22 protein-coding genes are annotated in these 22,143 nt (G+C 73.2%); 10 read left to right on the top strand and 12 right to left on the bottom strand.

Going from position 1 to position 22,143, the window contains the following annotated elements:
- Window positions 1-104: 104 nt before the first annotated feature.
- The 6 genes from ACFFKU_RS11295 to ACFFKU_RS11320 all read left to right on the top strand — a co-directional run bounded on the left by ACFFKU_RS11295 (window position 105) and on the right by ACFFKU_RS11320 (window position 6,495).
- Entirely contained in the window at window positions 105-1,331 is a 1,227-nt protein-coding gene (locus tag ACFFKU_RS11295; RefSeq protein ID WP_380137935.1) for a L,D-transpeptidase, read from the top strand.
- A gap of 38 nt (window positions 1,332-1,369) precedes the next feature.
- On the top strand, window positions 1,370-2,059 hold the full coding sequence (locus ACFFKU_RS11300; RefSeq protein ID WP_380137937.1) for a response regulator transcription factor: 690 nt from the start codon (window positions 1,370-1,372) through the stop codon (window positions 2,057-2,059).
- Between the two features lie 3 nt (window positions 2,060-2,062).
- Window positions 2,063-3,538, top strand: coding sequence for a sensor histidine kinase (locus ACFFKU_RS11305; protein WP_380137939.1), 1,476 nt, complete (start codon window positions 2,063-2,065; stop codon window positions 3,536-3,538).
- A 35-nt stretch (window positions 3,539-3,573) separates the two neighbouring features.
- Window positions 3,574-4,470: a TAXI family TRAP transporter solute-binding subunit gene (locus tag ACFFKU_RS11310; protein ID WP_380137941.1), complete on the top strand. Its 897-nt coding sequence runs from the start codon at window positions 3,574-3,576 to the stop codon at window positions 4,468-4,470.
- 121 nt (window positions 4,471-4,591) lie between these two features.
- Entirely contained in the window at window positions 4,592-5,917 is a 1,326-nt protein-coding gene (locus ACFFKU_RS11315) for an Nramp family divalent metal transporter (RefSeq protein ID WP_380137943.1), read from the top strand.
- Window positions 5,918-6,327: 410 nt separating this feature from the next.
- Window positions 6,328-6,495 (top strand): hypothetical protein, encoded by a 168-nt coding sequence (locus ACFFKU_RS11320; RefSeq protein ID WP_380137945.1) that lies wholly within the window; start codon window positions 6,328-6,330, stop codon window positions 6,493-6,495.
- A 160-nt stretch (window positions 6,496-6,655) separates the two neighbouring features.
- On the opposite strand, the gene qcrB is transcribed toward ACFFKU_RS11320, so the two are convergent.
- The 4 genes from qcrB to ctaE all read right to left on the bottom strand — a co-directional run bounded on the left by qcrB (window position 6,656) and on the right by ctaE (window position 11,041).
- Window positions 6,656-8,335 (bottom strand): cytochrome bc1 complex cytochrome b subunit, encoded by a 1,680-nt coding sequence (gene qcrB, locus ACFFKU_RS11325; RefSeq protein ID WP_380137946.1) that lies wholly within the window; start codon window positions 8,333-8,335, stop codon window positions 6,656-6,658.
- Window positions 8,332-9,384, bottom strand: a complete 1,053-nt coding sequence (qcrA, locus tag ACFFKU_RS11330; protein ID WP_380137949.1) for a cytochrome bc1 complex Rieske iron-sulfur subunit — start codon at window positions 9,382-9,384, stop codon at window positions 8,332-8,334. Before qcrA ends, qcrB begins: the two co-directional genes overlap by 4 nt.
- Window positions 9,385-9,463: 79 nt before the next feature.
- Entirely contained in the window at window positions 9,464-10,294 is an 831-nt protein-coding gene (gene qcrC / locus ACFFKU_RS11335) for a cytochrome bc1 complex diheme cytochrome c subunit (protein WP_380137950.1), read from the bottom strand.
- Window positions 10,295-10,393: 99 nt separating this feature from the next.
- Window positions 10,394-11,041, bottom strand: a complete 648-nt coding sequence (gene ctaE / locus ACFFKU_RS11340; protein ID WP_432499588.1) for an aa3-type cytochrome oxidase subunit III — start codon at window positions 11,039-11,041, stop codon at window positions 10,394-10,396.
- A 495-nt stretch (window positions 11,042-11,536) separates the two neighbouring features.
- Between ctaE and trpD the strand changes: the two genes are divergently transcribed.
- Complete coding sequence (gene trpD / locus ACFFKU_RS11345) at window positions 11,537-12,631, top strand: anthranilate phosphoribosyltransferase (protein WP_380137953.1); 1,095 nt, start codon at window positions 11,537-11,539, stop codon at window positions 12,629-12,631.
- Window positions 12,632-12,637: 6 nt separating this feature from the next.
- Here trpD and ACFFKU_RS11350 read toward each other — a convergent pair whose 3' ends face one another.
- Window positions 12,638-12,919: an Lrp/AsnC family transcriptional regulator gene (locus ACFFKU_RS11350; protein ID WP_380137955.1), complete on the bottom strand. Its 282-nt coding sequence runs from the start codon at window positions 12,917-12,919 to the stop codon at window positions 12,638-12,640.
- A gap of 9 nt (window positions 12,920-12,928) precedes the next feature.
- Complete coding sequence (locus ACFFKU_RS11355) at window positions 12,929-14,677, bottom strand: DEDD exonuclease domain-containing protein (RefSeq protein ID WP_380137956.1); 1,749 nt, start codon at window positions 14,675-14,677, stop codon at window positions 12,929-12,931.
- A 120-nt stretch (window positions 14,678-14,797) separates the two neighbouring features.
- Here ACFFKU_RS11355 and ACFFKU_RS11360 point away from each other — a divergent pair, with 120 nt between their 5' ends.
- Complete coding sequence (locus ACFFKU_RS11360) at window positions 14,798-15,973, top strand: hypothetical protein (RefSeq protein WP_380137957.1); 1,176 nt, start codon at window positions 14,798-14,800, stop codon at window positions 15,971-15,973.
- Window positions 15,974-15,987: 14 nt separating this feature from the next.
- Here the strand turns inward: ACFFKU_RS11360 and ACFFKU_RS11365 are convergent, their stop codons facing one another.
- The 6 genes from ACFFKU_RS11365 to ACFFKU_RS11390 all read right to left on the bottom strand — a co-directional run bounded on the left by ACFFKU_RS11365 (window position 15,988) and on the right by ACFFKU_RS11390 (window position 20,772).
- Window positions 15,988-16,575, bottom strand: coding sequence for a PAS domain-containing protein (locus ACFFKU_RS11365; RefSeq protein WP_380137958.1), 588 nt, complete (start codon window positions 16,573-16,575; stop codon window positions 15,988-15,990).
- Between the two features lie 181 nt (window positions 16,576-16,756).
- Complete coding sequence (locus ACFFKU_RS11370; RefSeq protein ID WP_380137960.1) at window positions 16,757-17,236, bottom strand: VOC family protein; 480 nt, start codon at window positions 17,234-17,236, stop codon at window positions 16,757-16,759.
- A gap of 181 nt (window positions 17,237-17,417) precedes the next feature.
- Window positions 17,418-17,933 carry a hypothetical protein gene (locus ACFFKU_RS11375; RefSeq protein WP_380137961.1) on the bottom strand — a complete coding sequence of 172 codons (516 nt, stop codon included), beginning with the start codon at window positions 17,931-17,933 and terminating at the stop codon, window positions 17,418-17,420.
- Window positions 17,934-18,006: 73 nt separating this feature from the next.
- The gene (locus ACFFKU_RS11380; RefSeq protein WP_380137962.1) at window positions 18,007-18,885 is read right to left on the bottom strand and encodes a DUF3626 domain-containing protein; all 879 of its coding nucleotides are present in this window, start codon (window positions 18,883-18,885) and stop codon (window positions 18,007-18,009) included.
- On the bottom strand, window positions 18,882-19,379 hold the full coding sequence (locus ACFFKU_RS11385; protein ID WP_380137963.1) for a DUF4259 domain-containing protein: 498 nt from the start codon (window positions 19,377-19,379) through the stop codon (window positions 18,882-18,884). The genes ACFFKU_RS11380 and ACFFKU_RS11385 overlap by 4 nt, the downstream gene beginning before the upstream one ends.
- A 151-nt stretch (window positions 19,380-19,530) precedes the next feature.
- A complete protein-coding gene (locus tag ACFFKU_RS11390) occupies window positions 19,531-20,772 on the bottom strand; it encodes an MFS transporter (protein WP_380137964.1) in 1,242 nt (413 codons plus the stop codon).
- 269 nt (window positions 20,773-21,041) lie between these two features.
- On the opposite strand from ACFFKU_RS11390, the gene ACFFKU_RS11395 reads away from it, so the two are divergent.
- Window positions 21,042-21,665 (top strand): TetR/AcrR family transcriptional regulator, encoded by a 624-nt coding sequence (locus ACFFKU_RS11395; protein WP_380137965.1) that lies wholly within the window; start codon window positions 21,042-21,044, stop codon window positions 21,663-21,665.
- Between the two features lie 229 nt (window positions 21,666-21,894).
- On the top strand, window positions 21,895-22,122 hold the full coding sequence (locus tag ACFFKU_RS11400) for a hypothetical protein (RefSeq protein WP_380137966.1): 228 nt from the start codon (window positions 21,895-21,897) through the stop codon (window positions 22,120-22,122).
- The last annotated feature ends 21 nt before the right edge of the window (window positions 22,123-22,143 follow it).

The following is a 22,143-nucleotide window of genomic DNA, read 5'->3' on the forward strand; positions in this document are numbered from 1 at the left end:
CATCTGGTGTGCAACGCGAGGATGCCGCGCGACGTCCACCTACCGAGCCCCCGGAGCCGTCACGATCGGGGGTGGACGTCAGCAGCAAGCCGGGGGGAAGTGTCGTGAGCAGCAGCAGGGCCCGTTCGCAGCGGTACGGGGGGACGCGTCTCGTCGGCGCGGGGGTCGTCGGCCTCGCGCTCGTGGTCGGTCTGAGCGGGTGCCAGCCCGGCACCGCGGCGGGGACCGCGGCCCCGGCCGCGACCGCCAGCGCCGCCCCGGCCGTCATCACGGTCGAGGGCACCGAGGTCGCCGGCAGTGTGCGCCCCGACCAGCCGCTCGTCGTCACCGCCGCCGGTGGGGCGTTGACCGAGGTCGCCGTCACCACCCCGGAGGGTGCCCCGGTCGCCGGCGCCCTCGGCGAGGGCGGGCAGCGCTGGACCAGCACCGATCCGTTGGCCCCCGCGACCCGCTACGCCGTGCACGCCGTGGCCCGCAACGCGGCCGGCGCCTCGGCGACGCGCGACGCCGAGGTCGCCACCCTGACCCCGGCCACGACCGCCTTCCCCGCCGTGGCCCCGCTGTCCGGGTCCACGGTCGGCGTCGGCATGCCGATCATCGTCACGCTGGACGAGCCCGTGGCGGAGGACCGGCGGGCCGCCGTGGAGGAGCAGCTGCGCGTCAGCACCGACCCGCAGGGCGTCGTCGGGGCCTGGAGCTGGCAGTCCGCCACCAAGGTCGAGTTCCGGCCCGAGAACTACTGGCCCGCGCACACCAAGGTCCACGTCGACCTCGACCTCGGCTCGGTCGAGGTCTCGCCCGGCGTGTGGGGCACGACCCGCGACATCGACTTCACGGTGGGGTCGGCGATGGTCAGCCACGTCGACATCGCCGCCCACACCCTCACCGTCACCGAGGACGGGACGGTCCTCCGGACGATCCCGGTGACCCTGGGCCAGTCCGGGTCCGGCGGTCGTTACGTCACCCGCAGCGGCACCAAGGTCATCATGAGCCTGGAGAAGAGCCGGCAGATGGACGCCGAGACGACCGGCGTCAGCAAGGACGACCCGAACTACTACAACGTGGCCGTGAAGTACGCGATGCGGTTGACCAACTCGGGGGAGTTCCTGCACGCCGCGCCCTGGTCGGTGGGGTCGCAGGGGCGGGCCAACGTCTCGCACGGCTGCACGGGCATGTCGACCGCCGACGCGCAGTGGATGTTCGCGCACTCCAAGGTCGGTGACGTGGTCACCTACTCGGGTTCGGACCGGGCCATCGAGGCGGGCAACGGCTTCGACGTCTGGAACGAGAGCTTCGCGGACTGGAAGGGCGGGTCCGCCCTGCCCTCCTGAACACCGGTAGGGCACAGTGATCCGGTGGGTGTGACCGCATGAAGGTCCTCGTCGTCGAGGACGACGACGGGGTGGCGGGGGCCGTCGTCGACGCCCTGCGCACCTACGGCCACGCCGTCCTGCGGGTGGCGGGGATCTCCGAGGCCCGGGGGGTCCTGGGCGACGTCGACCTCGTCCTGCTCGACCTGGGCCTGCCCGACGGGGACGGACTGGTGCTGCTGCGGGAGCTGCGGCACCGCTCGCGCACCCCCGTCCTGGTGATGACCGCGCGCTCCGCCGAGCGCGACGTGGTCCGGGCCCTGCACCTGGGGGCCGACGACTACCTGGTCAAACCCGTCCGGCTGCGCGAGCTGCTGGCCCGCATCGACGTGGTCGCCGCCCGGGCCGGGGTCGGTGCCGGAAGGACCGGCCCGGGGGCGGAGGAGGGGGCCGAGGAGGTCGGTCCCGTGGTGGTGGGCGACCTCGAGATCGACCTCGCCGCCCACCGGGTGCTGGTGGGCGGCGAGACCGTCGAGCTGACCCGCAAGGAGTTCGAGATCCTGGCGGTGCTGGCCCGGCGGACCGGGGTCGTCGTGCCCCGGCAGCTGATCCTCGACGAGGTGTGGGGCGACGCCCACCTGGGCGCCTCGCGGTCCCTCGACGTCCACCTGACCGGCCTGCGGGGCAAGCTCGACCGGCCGGGGTTGCTCGTCACGGTGCGCGGGGTCGGCCTGCGGCTGGGGGAGTAGGCGGTGCGCCGGCGGCTGCTGCTCGTCCTGACCGTGCTCAGCGTGCTCGCGGTCGCCGCCTTCGCGGTGCCGCTGGCCGCCAGCAGCGCCGCGGCCCGGACCGCGCAGTTCCTGCTGGTCCGCTCCGGGGACCTCGACCGCCTGGCCGCGACGGCCGCCGACCCCGACGAGGCGGCGGGGGGCACGCTGTCCGAGGACGTCCGCCGCCACCACGACCTCTACGGGGAGGCCGTGGTCGTGGTCGACGGGCAGGGGCGCGTCCGGGCCGCCGCGGGGTTCGGGGCCGAACCGCTCGGGGACCCGCGGACCGCCGCCGCGGTCGACGCCGCCCTGCGCAACCAGCCGCCGGCCCCGCCCGCGGGGCTGCGACCGTGGTCGCACGACGCCGTGCTGCTCTGGCGTCCGGTCGGCACCGGGGCCGACGCCGACGGGGCCGTCGTCCTGCGGGCCGACCCCACCCTGGCCGCCGCCGACATCACCCGCGCCTGGTCCTTGGTCGCCGCCGGCGCGCTGCTCGCCTCGCTGCTCGCCGCGGTCCTCGCGCTGCTGCTGGCCCGTTGGTTGCTCCGGCCCGTCCGGGAGCTCGCGGCGGGGGTGGCCGACGTCATGGCCGGCCGGGGCGTCCGACTCGGACGGGAGACCGGACCGCGGGAGCTGCGGGAGCTCGAGCGGTCCTTCCTCACCATGGCCGAGACGGTCGGCGAGACCGCCGAGCGGCAACGGCACCTCGTCGCCGACGCCTCCCACCAGATCCGCAACCCGCTGGCCGCCCTGCAGCTGCGGGTGGACGCGTTGGACCCGCACGTCACCGGACCGGGGCGGGCGGCCTACGAGGGTGCCCTGGTCGAGGTGGACCGGCTGACCGGGATCCTCGACGGGACGCTCGGCCTGGCCGCGGCGGAGGCCTCGGCGCTGGCCTCCGTCGGCCCCGCGGACACCGGGGACCGCTGCGACCCCTCCGAGGTCGCCCAGCAGCAGGTCGCGGCCTGGGCGCCCGCCGCCCGGGCGGCCCGGGTCAGGATCCTGGGCCCGGGGTCGACGGACGGCGACGGGGTGTCGGACGGTGCCGCGACGTCGGAGAGCGCCGGGACGACGGGCGAGGTCCCGTGGCCGCCCGGGGAACTCGCCCAGGTCCTCGACGTGCTGCTGGACAACGCGATCCGGTACGCGGGTCCGGGGTCGGAGGTCCGGGTCAGCGTGGTGCATTCCGTGGTGGACTCCGTGGCCGGTTCGGTGGCCGACGCCGGGGCGGACCGGGCGACGGTCGTGCTGCTGTCGGTCGACGACGACGGTCCGGGGATCCCGCCGCAGCAGCGCGAGGCCGCGCGGCGGCGGTTCTGGAGCGGGCGCGGGGGGACGGGGCTGGGTCTGGCCATCGCCGACCGGCTCGTGCGCGGCCGCGGTGGGGAGCTGCGCCTGGAGACGTCGGGGCGTGGGGGGTTGCTGGCCGTGGCGGTGCTCCCGGGGAAGCATCCGTGACCCGCGCGGGAGAGGGGCCGGGGCCGGGACGGCGCGTGTGCCTCCGTGCCGGGACGGCGGCGGCTCTCCTGACCGTGCTGGGACCGGTGGCCGGCTGCGGAACCCGGGCGGAGCCGTTGCGGCTCGCGGCCGGGGAGCCGGGCGGGTTCTACGCCGAGTTCGGCCGGCTGCTGGCGAGCGCGTTGCGCTCGGCCGGGCGGCCGACCGAGGAGCTCAGCACCGGGGGCAGCGTCGACAACGTGTCGCGGGTCCGCGCCGGGACGGCCCAGGTCGGGCTGGCGCTGGCCGACGTGGCGGCGGCCCCGGAGGCGACGGGCCTCCTGGCCCTGGGTCGCGTCTACCAGAACTACCTGCAGCTCGTGGTCCGCGCCGGTGACCGGGCCACCCGCCTCGCCGACCTGACCGGTCGTCCGGTGTCGGTGGGCAACGTCGGGTCCGGGGCGGCGCTCACCGCGGCGCGGTTGCTCGACCTGACCGGGGTGCGGGTCGAGCGGGTCAGTCTGCCGCTGCGCGACGCCGTCGCCGCGCTGGTGGGCGGACAGGTCGACGGGGTGCTGTTCTCCGGCGGGGTGCCCACCCCGGCGCTGACCGAGGTGGGCGCCGGTCTGCGGCTGCTGGACCTGGGGGAGGAGGCGGTGGCGCTGCGGGAACGCTGGGGCGAGGTGTACCGGACCGTGCGCGTCCCGGTCGGCGCCTACGGCACCGAGGGACGCCTCAGCACCGTCGGGGTGTCCAACCTGCTCCTGGCCCGAGCCGACCTCCCCGACGCGACGGCCGCGCAGGTCGTGGACGTGCTCCTCGACGACGCCGGCGACCTCGTCCCCTCGACCGCGCTGGGGACGCAGTTCCTCGACCAGCCCTCGCTCGTGGCGGTCGGCTCGGCGACCCTGCACCCGGGGGCCGCGGCCGCCTACCGCCGTCGGCACGGCTGATCTCCGACGATCGTCCTAAGGGAACCTCAAGAATCCCGGGGTCGGGGTGTGACGTCCGTAACGTCGTGCGGGTCGCACCGTTGCGGTGCACCGACCACGATTCGCACGACGAGGAGCGGACATGACGACGACGTCGATCTCCGAGAACCGGGGCAGCGAGCTCACCCCACCGCCCGCGGGCAAGCTCGGCCCCAAGGTCAAGCAGCTCGGACCGGGCCTGCTCGCCGCCGCCACGGGGGTGGGGGCCGGCGACCTGGTCGCCACCATGATCGCCGGGGCGCGGTTCGGGACGGTCCTGCTCTGGGCCGCGGTGCTGGGGACGATCCTCAAGCTCGCCCTGGGGGAGGGCGTGGGCCGGTGGCACCTGGCCTCGGGAACCACCCTGCTCGACGGGTGGCGCCGGCTGGGTCGCTGGGCGACCACGTTCTTCGGCGGCTACATCATCATCTGGGGCTTCGTGTACGGGGCGACCGCGATGTCGGCGGTCGGCCTGCCCCTGAACGCCCTGTTCGGCGGCCTGCCGGTCCGGTACTGGGCGATGATCGCCGGGGTCGTGGGGCTCGCCCTGGTCTGGGCGCAGCGCTACCACGTGTTCGAGAAGTTCATGACGGTCCTGGTGCTGCTGAAGTTCGTCTCGGTGGTCTCGATCGCCGTCCTGGTCATGCCGAGCCTCGGTGACATCACCAGCGGTCTCGTCCCCCGCCTGCCGGACGGGTCCACGGTCTACGTGCTCGGCCTGGTCGGCGGCGTCGGCGGCACGATCACCATGGCCGCCTACGGCTACTGGATGTTCGCCAAGGGCTGGCGGGGCACCGGCTGGCTCTCGATGATGCGGTTGGACAACGCGGTCGGCTACGTGATGACCGGCATCTTCGTGGTGGCCATGCTCATCGTCGGCTCGGCGATGCTGCTCGGGCAGGACCTCACCGCCTCCGACTCGGGGCTGCTGGTGCTGGGCACGGCGCTGGGCGAGCAGTACGGCGAGTGGGCCCGCATCCTCTTCCTCGCCGGCTTCCTGGCGGTCACCTCGTCCTCGCTGCTCGGGGTGTGGAACGGCGTCAGCCTGCTCTTCGCCGACTGGACCCGCACCGTCCGTCTCCCGCACGGTCGGCACGCGGAGTCCGCCGCCGAGGCCGCCGAGCGCACCGAGAAGGAGGTGGTCGAGGTCGCCGTGGAGAAGAGTCGTTGGTTCCGCGGCTACCTGCTCTGGCTGACCTTCCCCCCGATGGTCCTGCTGTTCCTGGACAAGCCGTTCGGGCTGACCCTCGTCTACGGGGTCCTCGGCTCGGTGTTCATGCCCTTCCTGGCCATCACGCTGATGCTGCTGCTGAACTCCAAGCGCATCGCCAAGGAGGGACGGTCCGGCTGGGTGTCCAACGGGCTGCTCGGGGCGGCCTCGGCGCTGTTCCTGGCGCTGCTGGTCACCGACCTGGTGACGCGCTTCTGACCCGACGTGGACGGTGCGAGCCACCGCCCGACCGACGTCGGACGGACCGGGCCCCGGGGGACGACCCCCGGGGCCCGTTCGCGTCCGCTGGGGTGCTCGTCGCCCTCACTTCGGCGTGACCGAGGAGTGGTCCAGGACCGGGGACCCCAGGGATTCCTTGATCACGGAGGAGTGGGTGGGAACCGTCCGCCCGGCGTCGGCGTCGGAGCCCCATGACCCGACCGGCACCCGTCCTGCGAGCTCCGTTCCTCCTCGCCGCCGCCCTGGCGCTGACCGGGTGCGTCGGCGCATCCTCGGACGCGATGGGAGCGGACGTCTCCCCGGCGTCGCCCCCGGACTCCGGGTCGTCCCCGACGACCGACGGGCCGACCGGGCCGGACCGGCGACCGTGGACCCGTGAGGGTCCGCTGGTGCTCGCCGCGCCGCACCGTGACGGGGATCCCCTGGCGACGGCCGGGGTGGCGGGAGCCCTCGTGGTGCCGGAGGACTGCACGTTCGTCGGGGGCGTCCGGCAGCGCGCGGGCGACGACATCGCCGACCACCTGGCCGAGTGCGGGACGCCCGCGGCGGCTGAATGACCGTCAGCGGACGACGTCCCCGTGGTGATCGTCGACGCCTGGCAGCTAGGGGGCGCGACCTGACGTCGACACCTGACGTCGGCACCGGACGTCGACACCGGAAGGCCGACGACGAAGGGCCCCGGGCGGGAAGCCCGGGGCCCTTCGTGCGTGCGGTCGGTCAGCCGTGGAGCGTCTGGCTGGTCCCGAGCGCGGGGTTCTTCTTGTCCTCGACGCTCGCGTGCTCCGCGCCCTCGATGGCGTCGTGCTCACCGTGGTGGTGGGCGGCGGCCAGCTCGGCCGGGGTCACCGGCTCGATGCGGTCCTCGAAGTAGAACTTCGAGAGGCGGCGCTGGAGCTTGCCCCACAGGGTGTCGGGGTTGCCGGCGTCCGTGCGGTCCTCGATCTCCATCGGACGGAGCGAGTCGTGCTGGACAAGGTTCCAGCGCTCGAAGTCCGACAGGGGGGCGTGGACCTCGATGAACTCACCGTGCGGCAGGCGCACGATGCGGCCCGTCTCACGGCCGTGCAGCACCTTCTCGCGGTCCTTGCGCTGCAGGCCGAGGCAGATGCGCTTGGTGACCACGAAGGCCAGGGCCGGGATCAGGAAGACCCCGATGCGCAGGGTGCGGGTGATGTCGTTGATCGACAGCCCCATCATGTGCGCGATGACGTCGTTCCCGCCCGAGATCCACAGCAGGATGTAGAACGTCAGCGCCATGACCCCGAGCGCGGTCCGGGTCGGCTGGTTGCGCGGACGGTCCAGCAGGTGGTGCTCGCGACGGTCACCCGTCGCGGCCTGCTCGATCCACGGGTAGAGGACGAGCGCCGCCATCGTCAGCAGGATCGTCCCGGTGGTCGGCAGGAAGATGTTCATCGAGAACGTGAACCCGAAGGCCGTGAACTCGAACCACCCCGGGAACAGACGCACCGCACCGTCGAGCCAGCCCATGTACCAGTCGGGCTGCGAGCCCGCGGTCACGGGGGAGGGGTCGTAGGCGCCGTAGACCCAGATCGCGTTGATGGTGAAGAGCGACGAGATCAGGGCGATGACCCCGAAGACGATGAAGAAGAACCCGCCGGCCTTCGCCATGTACACCGGGTAGAGCGGGAAGCCGACGACGTTGTCCTCGGTGCGACCCGGGCCGGGGTACTGCGTGTGCTTGTGGATGACCACGAGCATGAGGTGCACGACGATCAGGGCGAGCATGATCGCGGGCAGCAGCAGCACGTGGATGGTGAAGAAGCGCGGGATGAAGTCCAGGCCCGGGAACTCGCCCCCGAAGAGGAAGAACGAGATGTAGGAGCCCACGACCGGGACCGCGAGGATGATCGCCTGGGCGATGCGGATACCCGTGCCGGACAGCAGGTCGTCGGGCAGCGAGTAGCCGGTGAAGCCCTCGAAGACCGCCAGGATCGCGAGCAGCGAGCCGATGACCCAGTTGATCTCGCGCGGCTTGCGGAAGGCACCGGTGAAGAACACGCGGGCCATGTGGACCACGGTCGCGGCGACGAAGATCAGCGCGGCCCAGTGGTGGATCTGCCGCATGAGCAGACCGCCACGGATGTCGAAGGACAGCCGCAGCGAGGAGTTGTACGCCTCGGAGACGTGCTGGCCGGTCAGCGGTGCGTAGATCCCCGTGTAGGTGGTCTCGGCCGCGCTCGGCTCGTAGAAGAACGTCAGGAACGTCCCGGTGGCCAGGAGGATCACGAAGCTGTACAGCGTGATCTCACCCAGCATGAACGACCAGTGGTCGGGGAAGATCTTGCGGGCGAAGCCGTTGACGATCTTGCTCGCCCCGGCGGTGTCGTCGGCGAAGTTCCCGACGCCGGCCGCCGCCTTGTCGACTGTGGTGCTCATCCACGCTCCCAGAAACTCGGGCCGACGGCTTCGTCGAAGCCGCGTTCCGCCATCAGGTACCCCTCATCGTCCACCACGATCGGCAGTTGAGGGAGGGGACGTTTGGCGGGGCCGAAGATCACCTTGCAGTCCTGCGTGAGGTCGAAGGTCGACTGGTGGCAGGGGCACAGCAGGTGGTGGGTCTGCTGCTCGTAGAGGGCCACGGGGCAGCCCATGTGCGTGCAGATCTTGGAGTAGGCGACGATGCCGTCGACCCCCCAGTCCGCGGACTTCTGCGTGATCCGGTCCTCCTGGAGGCGGATCAGCACGACGGCGGCCTTGGCCTTCTCGTTGAGGACCGTGCTGCCGGCCTCCTCGATCTCCTCGAGCTCACCGATGGCCTCGGGGAGGACGTGGACGATCGAACCGAGGGACACGTCGGCGGCGCGGATGCGGCCCCCCTCCGGGTCCTTGACCAGGTGCATGCCCTCTTCCCACAGCGTGGTCGAGAGCTTGTTCCCGGGCAGGGGGCCGGTGTCGCGGAAGAAGAAGACCGCCGGGATCGGGAACAGGGCGAAGGCCCCGATCAGCGTGTTGCGGATCAGCGGCCGCCGACCCAGCCCGGCCTCGTCGGCGCCCTCCTTGAGGATGGCGACGGCCTCGGCGCGCTCGGCCTCGGTGCCGCGCTGACGGTGGCGGTAGTCGATCCGCTCGTCGTCGGGCATGAGGGTCTTGGCCCAGTGGACCGCGCCGATGCCCAGGCAGAACAGCGAGAGGAACATCGCCAGGCCGATGGCCTTGGTGGAGAGGCTGATCCGCTCGAAGCTGCCGTCGTACTGGATGCCGACGTAGGCCACGATGATCAGCACGGAGCCGATCATCGAGAGCACGAGCATGGTGGCGACCTGCCGCTCGGCGCGCTTGGCGGCCTTGGGGTCGGTGTCGCCCATGCGGTGCCGGTGCGCCGGCAGACCGGGGTTCTCGAACTTCTCGGGCAGGGCGTCGCTCTGGCCCGGGGCGAGGGCCGTGCCCGGCCCGTGCGCGTCGCCTCTGCGCTCGATCTCGCTCATGCTGCCTGCCCGTTCGTGCGAAGTTCCGTGGCGGTGGGGACGACCCGGAGGGCCGTTCCGAAGAGGTGGGGGCGGGGGGTCACGAGGACTTCATCCCCAGCCAGACGGCGCAGCCGATCAGCAGCCCGATGCCGGCCATCCAGGCGAACAGACCCTCGGTCACCGGGCCCACCGCACCGAGGGTCAACCCGCCCGGGTCGGGACGGACGTCGTCACGGCTCAGCCAGGCGGCGATCGCGCGCTTGTCCTCGGGGCTGATGGTGTTGTCGTTGAAGACCGGCATCGACTGCGGCCCGGTCTGCATGGCCTCGATGATGTGCTTCGGGCTGGTCCCGGTCAGGTCCGGCGCGTACTTCCCGGCGGTCAGGGCCCCGCCCTTGCCCGAGGAGTTGTGGCACATGGCGCAGTTGGTCCGGAAGATCGCGGCCCCGCGAGCGATCTCCTCGTCGCCCACCCCGGACACGTCGGTCAGTTCCTCGTCGGGGATGGCCGGGCCGGGCGCCAGCGAGGCGATGTAGGCGGCCATCAGGTCGATCTGCTCCTGGGAGAAGCGGACCTTGTCGACCTCGGGGGCCTGGGCGCCGGACTGGGCCAGCGGCATCCGGCCGGTGCCGACCTGGAAGTCGACCGAGGCGGCGCCGACGCCGATGAGGGAGGGGCCGGCGTTCTGCCCGTCGATCACCGGGGCGCCCTGGGCGTTGAGCCCGTGGCAGGAGGCGCAGTTGGCGAGGAAGAGTTTCTTGCCCTCCTCGATGTCCTGCGCGCTCGCGGCCGAGGTGGTCGCCTGCGCCGTGCGGGGCGCGAAGGCGGCGTACAGCCCTCCGACGAGGAGGAGCGCCAGCGCGATCAGCACGACGACGGCCGCGGGGTGGCGTCGTCGGGCACTGAGTGCGGTGAGAGTCCTGGTCACGGGGTGGTGCTCGCTTCCGTCGAAAGGCTCGGGAGGTGCTCGAAACGAGGCGGCGGGGGCGAGGGGTGCCGACGGCCGCGGAAGGTCGTGCCGAAGGTCTTACTGAAGGATGTAGATGACCGTGAAGAGCCCGATCCAGACGACGTCGACGAAGTGCCAGTAGTAGCTGACGACGATCGCGCTGGTGGCCTCCTGGTGGCCGAAGCGCTTGGAGGCGTAGGAACGGCCGATGACCATCAGGAAGGCCACCAGACCGCCGAAGACGTGGATCCCGTGGAAGCCCGTGGTGAGGATGAAGACCGAGCCGTAGGCGTTCTCGGCGATGGTCAGCCCCTCGTGGGCCAGCTCGGCGTACTCGAAGACCTGCCCGGCGACGAAGATGGCGCCGAAGATGTAGGTGAGGACGAACCACTCCTGCATGCCCCACTTGGAGACCTGCCAGAGCGAGCCGAGGCGGCGGGGCTGGAAGCGCTCGGCCGCGAAGACCCCGAACTGGCACCAGAACGAGGACACGACCAGGACGATCGTGTTCGCGGTGGAGAACGGGACGTTGAGGAGCTCGGTGTTCTCCGTCCACATGTCCGGCACGACGGCGCGGATCGTGAAGTACATCGCGAAGAGACCGGCGAAGAACATCAGTTCGCTGGACAGCCACACGATGACGCCGACGGACACCATGTTGGGTCGGTTGACCGACCCGTGTGCAGGACTCGGGGTGCTGCTCTGGACAGCCTGTGCACTCGCCACGGCGCCATCATGCCCCACCCCCCGGCACCTTCGCCGACCGCCCCGCCGACAACGTGTCGTAGACGGGGTCGTGAAGCTCTCGCGGTGGCGGTCGGGAGGCCGTGCGGAGGTCGTTCCGCCCACCCTACTCGCTCGAAGGTAGGTGAGGCATACCTGAATTGCGGATCAGAACGGTGCCTCGGGAGGGCCTTTCCGGGGTCGTCGGGGGTGTTCGGAGGCCCTGTCGGGCATCGTGCCGGGTCAACCTGGGAGTCAGCCGTACGACCTCTGGTAGTACGTCACGAACAGGTCACGATCCGGTGGCGGACACGTCTCGGATCACCACGACGCGCGAGACGTTGACCACACGACCCCCGCGCACCCGCCCCGGGCCGTCCTTGGCCGTTCCTCGGGGCCGTTCCTCGGGGCCGTTCCCCGGGGCCGGTCCCGTCGGCGGCCGGTCCCGTCGGTGGCGGGGTGCGCCGGGGGAGATCCGACGTCAGTAGGGTCGCGGGCATGAGCGACCCCGCGCAGCCGGCCCCGACGACCGCGGTCCGCCCGAAGGGGTGGTCCGGGCTCATCGGGGAGCTGGTGGCCGGGCGCGACCTGGACCGTGAGCAGACCGCGTGGGCGATGGACCAGGTCATGTCGGGGGAGGCCACGGACGTGGCCCTGGCCGGGTTCCTCGTCGCCCTGCGGGCCAAGGGCGAGAGCGTCGCCGAGCTGGAGGGGCTGGCCGAGGCGATGCTCGCGCACGCCGTCCCGCTGTCGGTGCCGGGACCGACGGTCGACCTGGTGGGGACGGGCGGCGACGGTGCGCACACCGTCAACATCTCGACGATGGCGGCCCTCGTGCTCGCGGGCGCCGGGCACCGGGTGGTCAAGCACGGCAACCGGGCGGCCTCCAGCTCCTCCGGGTCCGCCGACGTCCTCGAGGTCCTCGGCGTCCGTCTCGACCTCAGCCCGGACCGGGTCGCCGCCCTCGCCCTCGACGTGGGGATCACCTTCTGCTTCGCCCAGGTCTTCCACCCGGCGATGCGGTACGCGGCCGGGGCCCGCCGGGGGCTCGGCATCCCGACCGCCTTCAACGTGCTCGGGCCGCTCACCAACCCGGCCCGGGTGGGTGCGGCGGCCATCGGCGTCGCCGACCGACGGCTCGCGCCGTTGGTCGCCGGTGTCCTGGCCCGACGGGGCACCGCCGCCCTCGTGTTCCGCGGGCACGACGGGCTGGACGAGTTGACGACGACGGGTCCCGCCGACGTCTGGATCACCGAGGAGCTCGACGCCGGTCCGGTCCGGTTGGACCCTGCGGCCGACCTCGGTCTCGCGCCCGCGACCCTGGCCGACCTGCGCGGGGCCGACGCGGCCCACAACGCCGCGGTCGCCCGTTCGCTGCTGGCCGGCAGCCGGGGACCGGTGCGCGACGCGGTCGTCGTCAACGCCGCGGCCGCGCTGCTCGCCGCCGGCGTGCGGGCGCCGGGCGGGGGCGGGCTGCGGGAGGATCTCGTCACGCACCTCGCCGAGGGCGTCCGGCAGGCGGAGGCGTCGTTGGACTCGGGGGCCGCGGCCGACGTGCTCGACCGCTGGGTGACCGCGAGCGCCCGCGGCTGAGGGCGCTCAGCCCTCCAGGCCGAGGGAGAAGGCGCTCTCGAGGTCGTGACGGGAGTAGGAGCGGAAGGCGATGTTGGTCGTCGTCTCCCGCACGCCGTCGACCTTGTTGATGCCGCCGGCGATGACGTCGGCCAGCTGCTCGTGCTCCCGGACCCGGACCATGGCGACGAGGTCGACGTCGCCGGTGACCGAGTAGACCTCGCTGACCCCGGGCAGCTCGGCGAGGAGCTGGGCCACCTCGGGGATGCGGTTGCCGTCGGTGCGGACGTTCACGATGGCGGTGATCACGTCTGAAGCCTACGGCGCGGCCAGCGCGACCGCGCGGGCCCAGCCCGCCCCGCGCACGGGGCAGGTCCAGGGCGACTCCTCGGCGCCGGTCGTCTCGACCAGCCGGGTCCCCGGCTGCTCCAGCCAGCCGAGCAGCGCGTCGGTCTCCTCCAGCAGCGTCGTGCCCGGGGGGCCCGGGGCCACCACCTCACCCGTGGCCTGCAGCGCGCGCACGTAGGGCATCGGGTCGGCCCCGCGCGGTGTGAGCGTCGTCCCGGCGAGCCGGCCGAACCGGATGAGCACGAGCTCCCACCCACCCTGCGGCCAGCCCGGGGCGGGGCGGCTGCGGCGGGCCGCGACCAGCTCGGCCAGACCCGTCAGCGGGGCCCGGCGCTCGGCCCGCTCCCCGGCCCGGAGGTAGGCCTCGAGCCGGTCCCGCGCCTCGGCGGCCTCCTCGAAGCGCTCCTGCTCGGCCAACCGGCGCATCCGGGTGAGGGCGGAGCGGACCGGCGCCTCGGCCGCGCCCGCCAGCGCGGCGCGGGTGGCGGCGACGAGTCCGGCGTAGCTCTCGGCGTCCTGCCCACCACCGTCGGCCCCCAGGCACGGTGCCCCGCACCGACCCAGGTCGAGCAGGACGCAGGCCTCGCCCCCGGCGCGCGGGCGACGCGCGAGTCGGCGCGTGCAGCGGCGCAGCGGGATCGCCTCGTGCAGGGCGGCCCGGGCGAGCTCGGCCCGGGCCGAGCTGCGGAAGGGGCCGAGATGGGTGCCGACCCCCGGCCCGGCGGGCCCGCTGCGGGTGATCGACAACCGGGGGAAGGCCTCGTCGGTCAGGCGCAGCCAGACGACCCGGTCGGGGCGCCGCGACCGGCGGTTGTACGGCGGTTCGTGCTCGGCGATCAGCCGGACCTCGCGCACGCGCGCCTCCAGCGGGGTCTCGCACACCACGGGTACCACCCGGGTCGCGGCCCGGACCATCTCCGTCATGCGCGCCCGGGTCTCCGCGGCCGTGAAGTAGGACCCCACCCGTCGCCGCACGTCGACCGAGGTCCCCACGTAGAGGACGCGGTCGGCCGCGTCGCGGAACTGGTAGACCCCGGGCGCGGAGGGCAACCCGACCGCCAGGTGCCGCTTCTCGCGCCGGGCGGGGGCCACGGTGGCGGTCAGCGCGCGCAGGTCCTCGACGGTGTGCACCCCGCGGTTGCCGAGCCGGCCCAGCAGCGCGTGCAGCACGTCGACGGTGGCGCGCGCGTCGGTCAGGGCGCGGTGGTCGGGGGTGGTCGCCGATCCGAAGAGGGCGGCCAGCGTGCCGAGGCGGTGGTTGCGGGCCTCGTCGCGGTCCACCACGCGACGGGCCAGGGCCACGGTGTCGACCACCTCGAAGGCGGGCCAGGACAGCTGGACCCGCCGGCAGGCCGCGGCCAGGAACCCGGTGTCGTAGGAGGCGTTGTGGGCCACCAGGACCGCGCCCCGGGCGAACTCGAGGAAGCTCGGCAGGACCTGTTCGGGCGAGGGGGCACCGGCGACCATGCGCGTCGTGATGCCGGTGAGGGCCTGCACGTAGGCCGGGATGGTCCCTGGGGGCCGGACCAGGGTCTGGAACTCCCCGAGCACCTCCCCGCCGCGCACCTTCACCGCCCCGATCTCGGTGATCCCCGCCTCGGCCGGCGGCCCGCCCGTCGTCTCCAGGTCGACCACGACGAAGGTCGTCTCGGACAGGAGCCTGCCCAGCTCGTCGAAGCCGGTCTGCAGGAAGCCCGGTCCGGTGGTGCGCACGGTCACGGGGGCACCGTAGGGACCCCCTCCGACACGAACGCGGTCACCGCGCCGGAGGCGCCGTGGCCACGGGTCACGGGCAGGCTGGTGGCATGACGAGGGACGGGCGCCGAGCCGGGGACCGGGATGACTGACGACCGCGCGACCGGACGGGTCGACGCCTGGATGGGCGGACCGCGCGGGCGCCGGCTCCTCGCGGAGGTGGTGACCGCCTCGGCGCCGGCGGAGGACGGCGCGCCCTGGGGCTACCCGGCCTGGTCCCTGCCCGACGACCCCGCGCCCCTGCCCGACCCGGTGCGCGCGGCGATGCGGGACCGGCTCGCCGCCGCGGTCGCGGCCCTGGACCCCGCCGCCGGGTGGGTGCCGGACCCCCGGACGGTGCTGCCCGCCCTCGCCGACAGCGTCGTCGCCGCCCGGTACTGGCAGCACCCGGACCGGGAGGACGCGGTCCTGGCCGATCCGGAGTTCGCGGACCTCCTGCGGCCGGTGGCCGAGGCGTTGGTGGCGGCGCCCGCGTGCCGCTCGTGGTCGGAACCCGTCGATCCGGGCGAGCAGTGGCAGGTGCGGTGGGTGCTCCGCCCCGGTGACCGTCGACCCGGCCCGGCCCCGTCGACGCGGGGCGCCCGCGAGACCCTGCGGCGACTGCGCGCGGGGGAGGCGCAGGACGAGGCTCGTGCCCGCCGGGAGCGGGCCGGGGAGGTCACGCGGAACTGGAGCGGGGAGTGGTGGTCCTTCCCACCGGAGGGTGGCGGGTTGGTCGCCACGGACGCGAGCCTGCCCGCGTCCCTGGCCGGGGGCGCGGCCGAGCCCTGCCCCGCGGGTCTGGTCCTGGTGGAGGACGACCTGGGGGCGCAGGACGCCTGGGTGCGACGGGTGCCGGTGCGCGACGACGTGCGGGTCCTCGAGATCCGGGACGGTGCCGACTGGGCCGGTCTGGTCTCCCGGCACCCGCGGGCGGTGACGTTCTCCCGCCGTCACGACTGGTACCGGTCCACCGGCTGGGACGGCTCCTGGGCGTTGCCCGACTGGGCCTCGGTCGCCGAGGAGTACGACGGGGTCCACCTCACCCTCGACGGTTACCTCGCGGTCTCCGGGGCTCTGCTGACCACGACCGTCCCCGGGGAACCGGCGCCACCCGGGGCGAGCCTGCGCGCGGGGGCGGCCCGCACGCTGCTGGCCGGTTGGGACCCGGGTCGCACCTCCTGGCTGACCGACGTGCTCGCCCCGCACGGGGCGGGCGCGCCGCACCGGTGGCGCGCGCCGGGTGACCACGTCGGGGACTGGGCTCCCGCGGGGTGGTGAACCGGGCCGCTCCGTCAGGACTCGCGTTGGGAGACCCTCTCCGGCCAGTTCAGGTCGAGGGTCACCGACGTCTCCGTGGTGCGGGGCACGCCCCGTGCCTGCCGGTGCCGGGCCCGTCGCTCGGCCTCCAGGAAGCGTTCGTAGGCGGCGTGCGCGGCCATCCGTGCCGAGACGTCCACCTGGTAACCGGCGAGGTAGTCGACCTCGCCCGCGTCGTTGCGCAGCGGGGTCATGAGCAGTTCGTTCCAGAAGATCGACCCGTCCGCCCTGCGGTTCAGCAGGGTCTCCCGCAGCGGCGACCCCTGGGCGATGGCCTCGCGGATCCGGGACCGGGTGAGGGTGCTGGTGTGCTCGGTCTGCAGGAGCCGGCAGTTGCGCCCGATGACGTCACCCGCGCGGTACCCCGTGAGCTGGAGGAACGCGGGACTGACCCAGCACACCGGCAGGTCCTGGACCCGGGCGTCCACGATTACCAGGGACACCCCGGCGGCGTCCAGGGCCGCCTGGTCGTACCCGACCAGGCCGGGAAGGACGTCGGCGTCCAGGGCGGAGAAGGGTCGGGGACGGGCGGGTGGGGGCAGGGCGCCCGGCGCGTCGGGCATGACGGTCGACCTGACTTTCGGAGGCGGGGGAGCTGGACGGGTCACGCTGCACGGCGCTGCATGCGGTGATCATCCTGTCAGGGGCAGACGTCTCCCGCTGGGGAACGCCAGACTCTCCGTGACGACCCGACTGCGCGTTGTCGAGGAGGCGCGAGGGGCTCCTCCGGGCCAGGGGCTCGGATCAGCCTCGGCCGCTGTCGAGCCGGGCGGGCGCGCCGAGGTCGGGCAGGACGAGAGAACCGTCGGCCGCCAGGGGGAAGCCGGGGTTGTGCGCGATCTCCCAGGCGTGACCGTCGGGGTCGGTGAAGACCCCGGCCCAGCCGCCGTAGAAGGTCGGGGCCGCGGGGCGGGTGACGACCGCCCCGGCGTCGCGCGCCGCGGCCAGCACCTCGTCCACCTCCTCGCGCCGACGAACGTTGTGGGCCAGGGCGATCCCGCCGAACGACGGGGGAGCCCCGTCCTCCGCTCCGTCCGCCCCGGGGTCGAGGCCGCAGTCGACGGCCAGCTTGTCCCGGTCCCAGAGCACGACGACGAGCCCGCCGGCCTGGAGGAAGACGGTCTCCTCGACCTCCTGCCCGCGCCAGCCGAGCCGCTCGTAGAAGCGCCGGGCTCGCGGCAGATCGCGGACGCCGAGGGTGACCAGGCTGACGCGTTGCTCCATGGGTGTGCACGCTAGGCCGGGGACGTTGTTCCGTCAGTCACCGGCGGATCGGACCGTCCCCGGTCCGCCCGCCGCGGATCGCCGGGGGAGGCCGACGCCGGCATTGTCCGAGGGCAGTGTCCGAGGGCGGGTCTCGCGGCGGCTCCCGACCGGCGCCGAAGGAGTCCCGGTGCACGGTCGATCAGTCGAGGAGCTGTCGGCGCCCCTGCTGCAGCTCCTCGATGGCCGTGTCCACCAGCTCCTCGTTCAGCGTGCCGAGACTGTGGATGCGGACCTCGTTGGCTCCCGGCCCGGTCTCGTAGACCGTGACCGTCACCGTGCCCAGCACCGGGGCGGGCGGGGGTGGCCAGGTCGTCGAGCTCGTCGGTCGCGTGTCCGCATCCTCGGCAGCGGGGGTGTCGTGGCCGATGGTGAGGGTGCTCGTGAAGGCTCCGCCGCGGTCGTTGACGACGGTGACCCCGGGACGCTGGGCCGGTCGGTCGCCCCAGGGCCACGCCCGCAGGGCGCGGTAGCCGTAGCCGTCCTGCTCGCCCTGCTCGTAGGTGAAGGCGACCTCCTGGCCGGGGCGGAAGCCGTTCGGCGTGGTCGTGGCGACCGCCGCCCAGAGGACCCAGCAGCCGCCGGGGGTTTCGGGGCTGTCGATGACTCCCCAGCCTTCGTCGTCGTCCCAGTTCCGGACGACCCCTCGCGTGCTCATGCGTTCATCCTGACGACGACCCGGTCCTCGACGGTAGGGGGTTCTGCGCCGACCTCCCCGACCAGACCACCGGTCAGGGTGGTGAACCGAACCGGACCGTGCAGTGCCAGACCCGCTTGAGCACCTGCTCGTCCTCGCTGCCGGTTCGGACGGCGTCGCCGATGCACCGCGCGGTCAGCAGACCCCCCACCGCGACACGGGTCGCGGCGTCGACCACGTCACGACCGCGGTACGCGGGGTGCTCGGCGACGGCGTGCAGCCGGGCGGAGAAACCCGGGTGCCATTCGACCGGCACGCCGAAGGAGCCACCGAAACGGTGGGCGTCGGTCTCGACATCGCTGCCGCGGTAGCACGGGTCCAGCACCAGGGCCTCGACGTCGCGGGAGAAGAGAACGCCACCGTGCACATGAGCCTCGACGTAGTCGTCCAGGGGATCCCCGGCGCCGGCGTCGGCGTCGGCCCGCTCGGGGAGATCCAGGCGCTCGGCGGTGCCCAGATGGACCGGTTCGAACACGCTGTCCGGGTCGCAGAACGTGCAGCGCACGAGGGTCGCCGCGTTCAGTCGCAGATGGGCGGAACCGAAACGGGGTGACCCACCGGTGGGCCGGCGGCGGTGGTTCAGGGAGCCGTAGACCGGACGGTCCCGCGGTGGTGCGCTGTCGTACGCGCCGGCGAACAGGCGGGATTCCCAGCGCCGACGGTCACCCCCGGGGGAGGCCGTCGGCCCACCGTTGCTGGTACCGGTCTCGAACTGCGACCGGTACCGCCCGTCCGCCGTCATCGCCTGCAGCAGTGGAACCCCGGCGAAGGGGCGGTCGGGGTGGAAGTGCAGCGTGATGCGCCAGGCGGGCTCGACGGGACCGCCTCGGGCGAGGTTCGAGACGTGCCTGAGGGCGCGTTCGGCCGCAGTTCCACAGGCGACCGGGGACGTCGTCCGGGCGGGCCGGGTCACGGCCGCCGGAGGGCGTCGACGACCGGTTGCAGAGCGGTCGTCGCCTCGTCGAGCGCGCCGGCTTCGCTCCAGAGGTCGTGCCACTCCGATCCTTCGCCGATGGCCTCCTGGACCGCGCGCAGGGCCAGGGCTCGCAATTCCTCGTCGACCTCCAGCGAGGTGATGACCTCGGCCGGCGGTCCGTAGTTCTCGTCCACGGCCGGTCCGCCCGGCAACGCACCCGCGACCACGCAGGCCGCGGCGACGACCTCCTCCGCTCCCCAGTCCTCGTCGTCGCGCAGCGTCCGACCCAGGCGTCGCAGCCGGGACCATGCTCGTCCGGCGGACCGCCAGGGCGTCCACCGCGCGGGCTCGGGCCGGTCACCACCCGGCAGAACCGTCAGGAGGGTCGTGCGCAGGAGTTCGGGACGATCGTGCGGCGGCGTGTCGGCGAGCTGCCCCGCCCAGTCGGCGGCGCGGTCGTTGTCGAACGGTCCGGTGCCCCATGCGCCCACGAGGACACCGTAGGGCTGGGCGACCGTCAGGACGTGGACCACTCGGGACGCCAGAGCCGCCAGGTCACGACGTGGGCCACGGCCGAGATCGTCCAGGTCGAGCGCCCGCCTGTCTCCGGATGGCCCACCGCGGTCGGCCCCCGACGTCCGATCAGGGCGCTGCCGTCGGGTGGACGACTCTGCTGATGGCGGCGGAGATCACGAGCAGGACCACCGGAATCGTGAAGGCGATGTAGATGCCGAACGCTTCACCGACCGCGCCCAGGGCTGGTCCGACGGTGACGCCGGAGATGTAGACGACGGTGATGATCATGTTGATCCGGACCGATGCCTGGGCCGGGTCGTCGCCCATCGAGGCGACCGCCATCGGGAAACCGCTCGCCATCCCGGCTCCCCACAGGACGAGCCCGACGTAGAGGACCGCCCCGCCGTCACTCAGGCCGGCCACCATGAAGATCAGCACGCCCGCAGCCGTCACCGACGCCGAGACCAGCACGGTGCCGTGCCGGCCGACGGCGTCGACGAGGAGACCGCCGAGGAGCCGACCGACGGTGACGACGACCCAGAAGAGGCTGAGGGCGTAGGCGGCGTCGGCCTCGGTGAAACCGGTCCTGGTCAGCGCGATCGGCACCCACGTCCCGGCGGACAACTCGGCCATGATGAACGTGAACCCGATCAGGCAGATCAGCAGGCTTCGCCTCTCCCGCAGGACGCTCCGCGCCTGCTCGCGCCGCTGCACCGGCTCAGCGACCGGGACCGCGAGACGGGCCTGGCGCGGCAGGCACAGGGACGCCGCACTGGAGGCCGCGACCGAGAAGGCGGCGACGAGAGCGAAGTGCGTCGTGACACCGACAGCTGCCGAGCTGACCGCTCCGCCCAGGGCGACGGCCGACAGCATGCCCAGACCGAAGGCCCCGTTGATGGCCGAGAACACGCTGCGTCGGGCGACCTTCTCGACACGTGCTCCCTCGTAGTTGCCGACGAAGTCCACGATGGCGATGGGTGCTCCCAGAACGACCAGGAGCAGGGAGGTCAGCCATGGATGCCCGCCGGCGACCGCGACGCCGAGCAGGGCCAGTGCCGCTGCGCCCACGGCGTAGCTGACCAGCGCGACCTCCCGGGAGCCGAAGCGCTGGACCAGACGTCCGGCGAAGGCGATCGCGGCGAGGCCCCCGATCCCGTAGGCCATGGTGATGAAGCCGAACACGGCAGTATTCACGTCGAGCGCCTGCCTGACCTCAGGGCCGCGGCTGACCCAGGTGGCGAACAGGAATGCGCGGATGAAGAACATGACGAATGCCGCCCCCACCCACACCGGGACGGGGGGCTCACGGACCAGCTGCGTCCCGGCGGACGTGAAGGGCGGAACGGCGCTGGGCGTCGGGTCGGACATCGGCAGGCTCTCCGGGCAGGGGCGGAAGGCGCTGCAGGAGCATGCAGCGACCAGACGGTGGGAGGACGACGAGGAGCAGCGGAGGGAACGGGTCGCGCCGGGGGACAACCCCACGCAGCGGGTCGGTCCGGAGAGGGGAGGTGCTCGTCCCCCTCCGGAGCGCGGCCAGCGAGCGCCGTGGAGCGGTGAGGACTGAACAAACGTACACACTCAGTGCGGTTCTGTACAGTGGTCCACACTCGACGTCGACACGGGTGGAAGGGGAAGGCATGGGCGGCTCCCGACGAGGAACACCCAACGACCCGACCCGCCAGTCCAAGATCCTGGACGCCACCCTGCACGTGGTCGCCACCGACGGGGTGAACGGCACCACGCATCGCAAGATCGCCGCCCGGGCCGGCGTCGCCCTGGGCTCGCTCAGCTACTACTTCGACGGCATCGACGACATCCTCTGCCACGCCTTCGCCTGGTTCGCCGAGAACATGTCCCGCGTCTACCGCCAGACCCTGTCGGAAGCCCGCACCGCCGACGACGCTGAGGCTGCCGTGGTCGAGCTGATCTGCGGACCGGACTACGCTTCGCGCCGCGACATGACCCTCATCTTCGAGATGTACGCCTACGCCAACCACAACCCGAACGTGGCCAGGCACACCCGCACCTGGGTCGAACGCAGCCGCGAGAGCCTGCAGCTGCACTTCTCGCCGCAGACCTGCCGCGCGCTCGACGCGCTCATCGAGGGCTGGCCGATGCACCGGGCCTTCGAGCGCACGCCCCTCGACCGCGACCTGGTCGCCACGACCGTCCACGCCGTCGTCACCGCGGTCGGCCGTGCAGATCCCGACGGAAACGATCGGCCACGTGCGCCGATCACCCCCATCACGACGTTCACCTGAGGCGGCCTCGTCGCCGACGTCACCGTCCCGCGTCGGTCGCACGAGGCGTTGCCTGGACGCCGACCGCGTGTGCTCGCCCGGCGCACCGACCACGAGCCGGTCTCCGGCGCTGTTCCGCCGGCGCCGACCGGGACGAGGGTCGATCGTCTGTTCGAGTTCGTGTCGGAGGTCCCCCCTAGGTTCCGGGGGACCGGTCGAGCACGGCCGGCAACCGGGTGGGAGGACAACCATGCTCATCGACTGCCACAGCTGCCTCGCCGGACCGCGAGCCTGCGGTGACTGCGTCGTCACCGTGCTGCTCGGGCCGCCCCAGCCGGTCGGGAGTCGACTCCCCGAGCTCGACGCCGAGGACCGGGCGGCGGTCGACGTGCTCGCCCGCAACGGCCTGGTCCCGCCGCTGCGCCTCGTCCCGGCCGTCGACGGCACGGACCGTGACGGTGCCCGGCGCGCGGGGTGACGCGTGATCGCGCGACTCCGG

Origin of the sequence: Kineococcus gynurae, assembly GCF_042433995.1 — a bacterium.
Taxonomy (GTDB): domain Bacteria; phylum Actinomycetota; class Actinomycetes; order Actinomycetales; family Kineococcaceae; genus Kineococcus; species Kineococcus gynurae.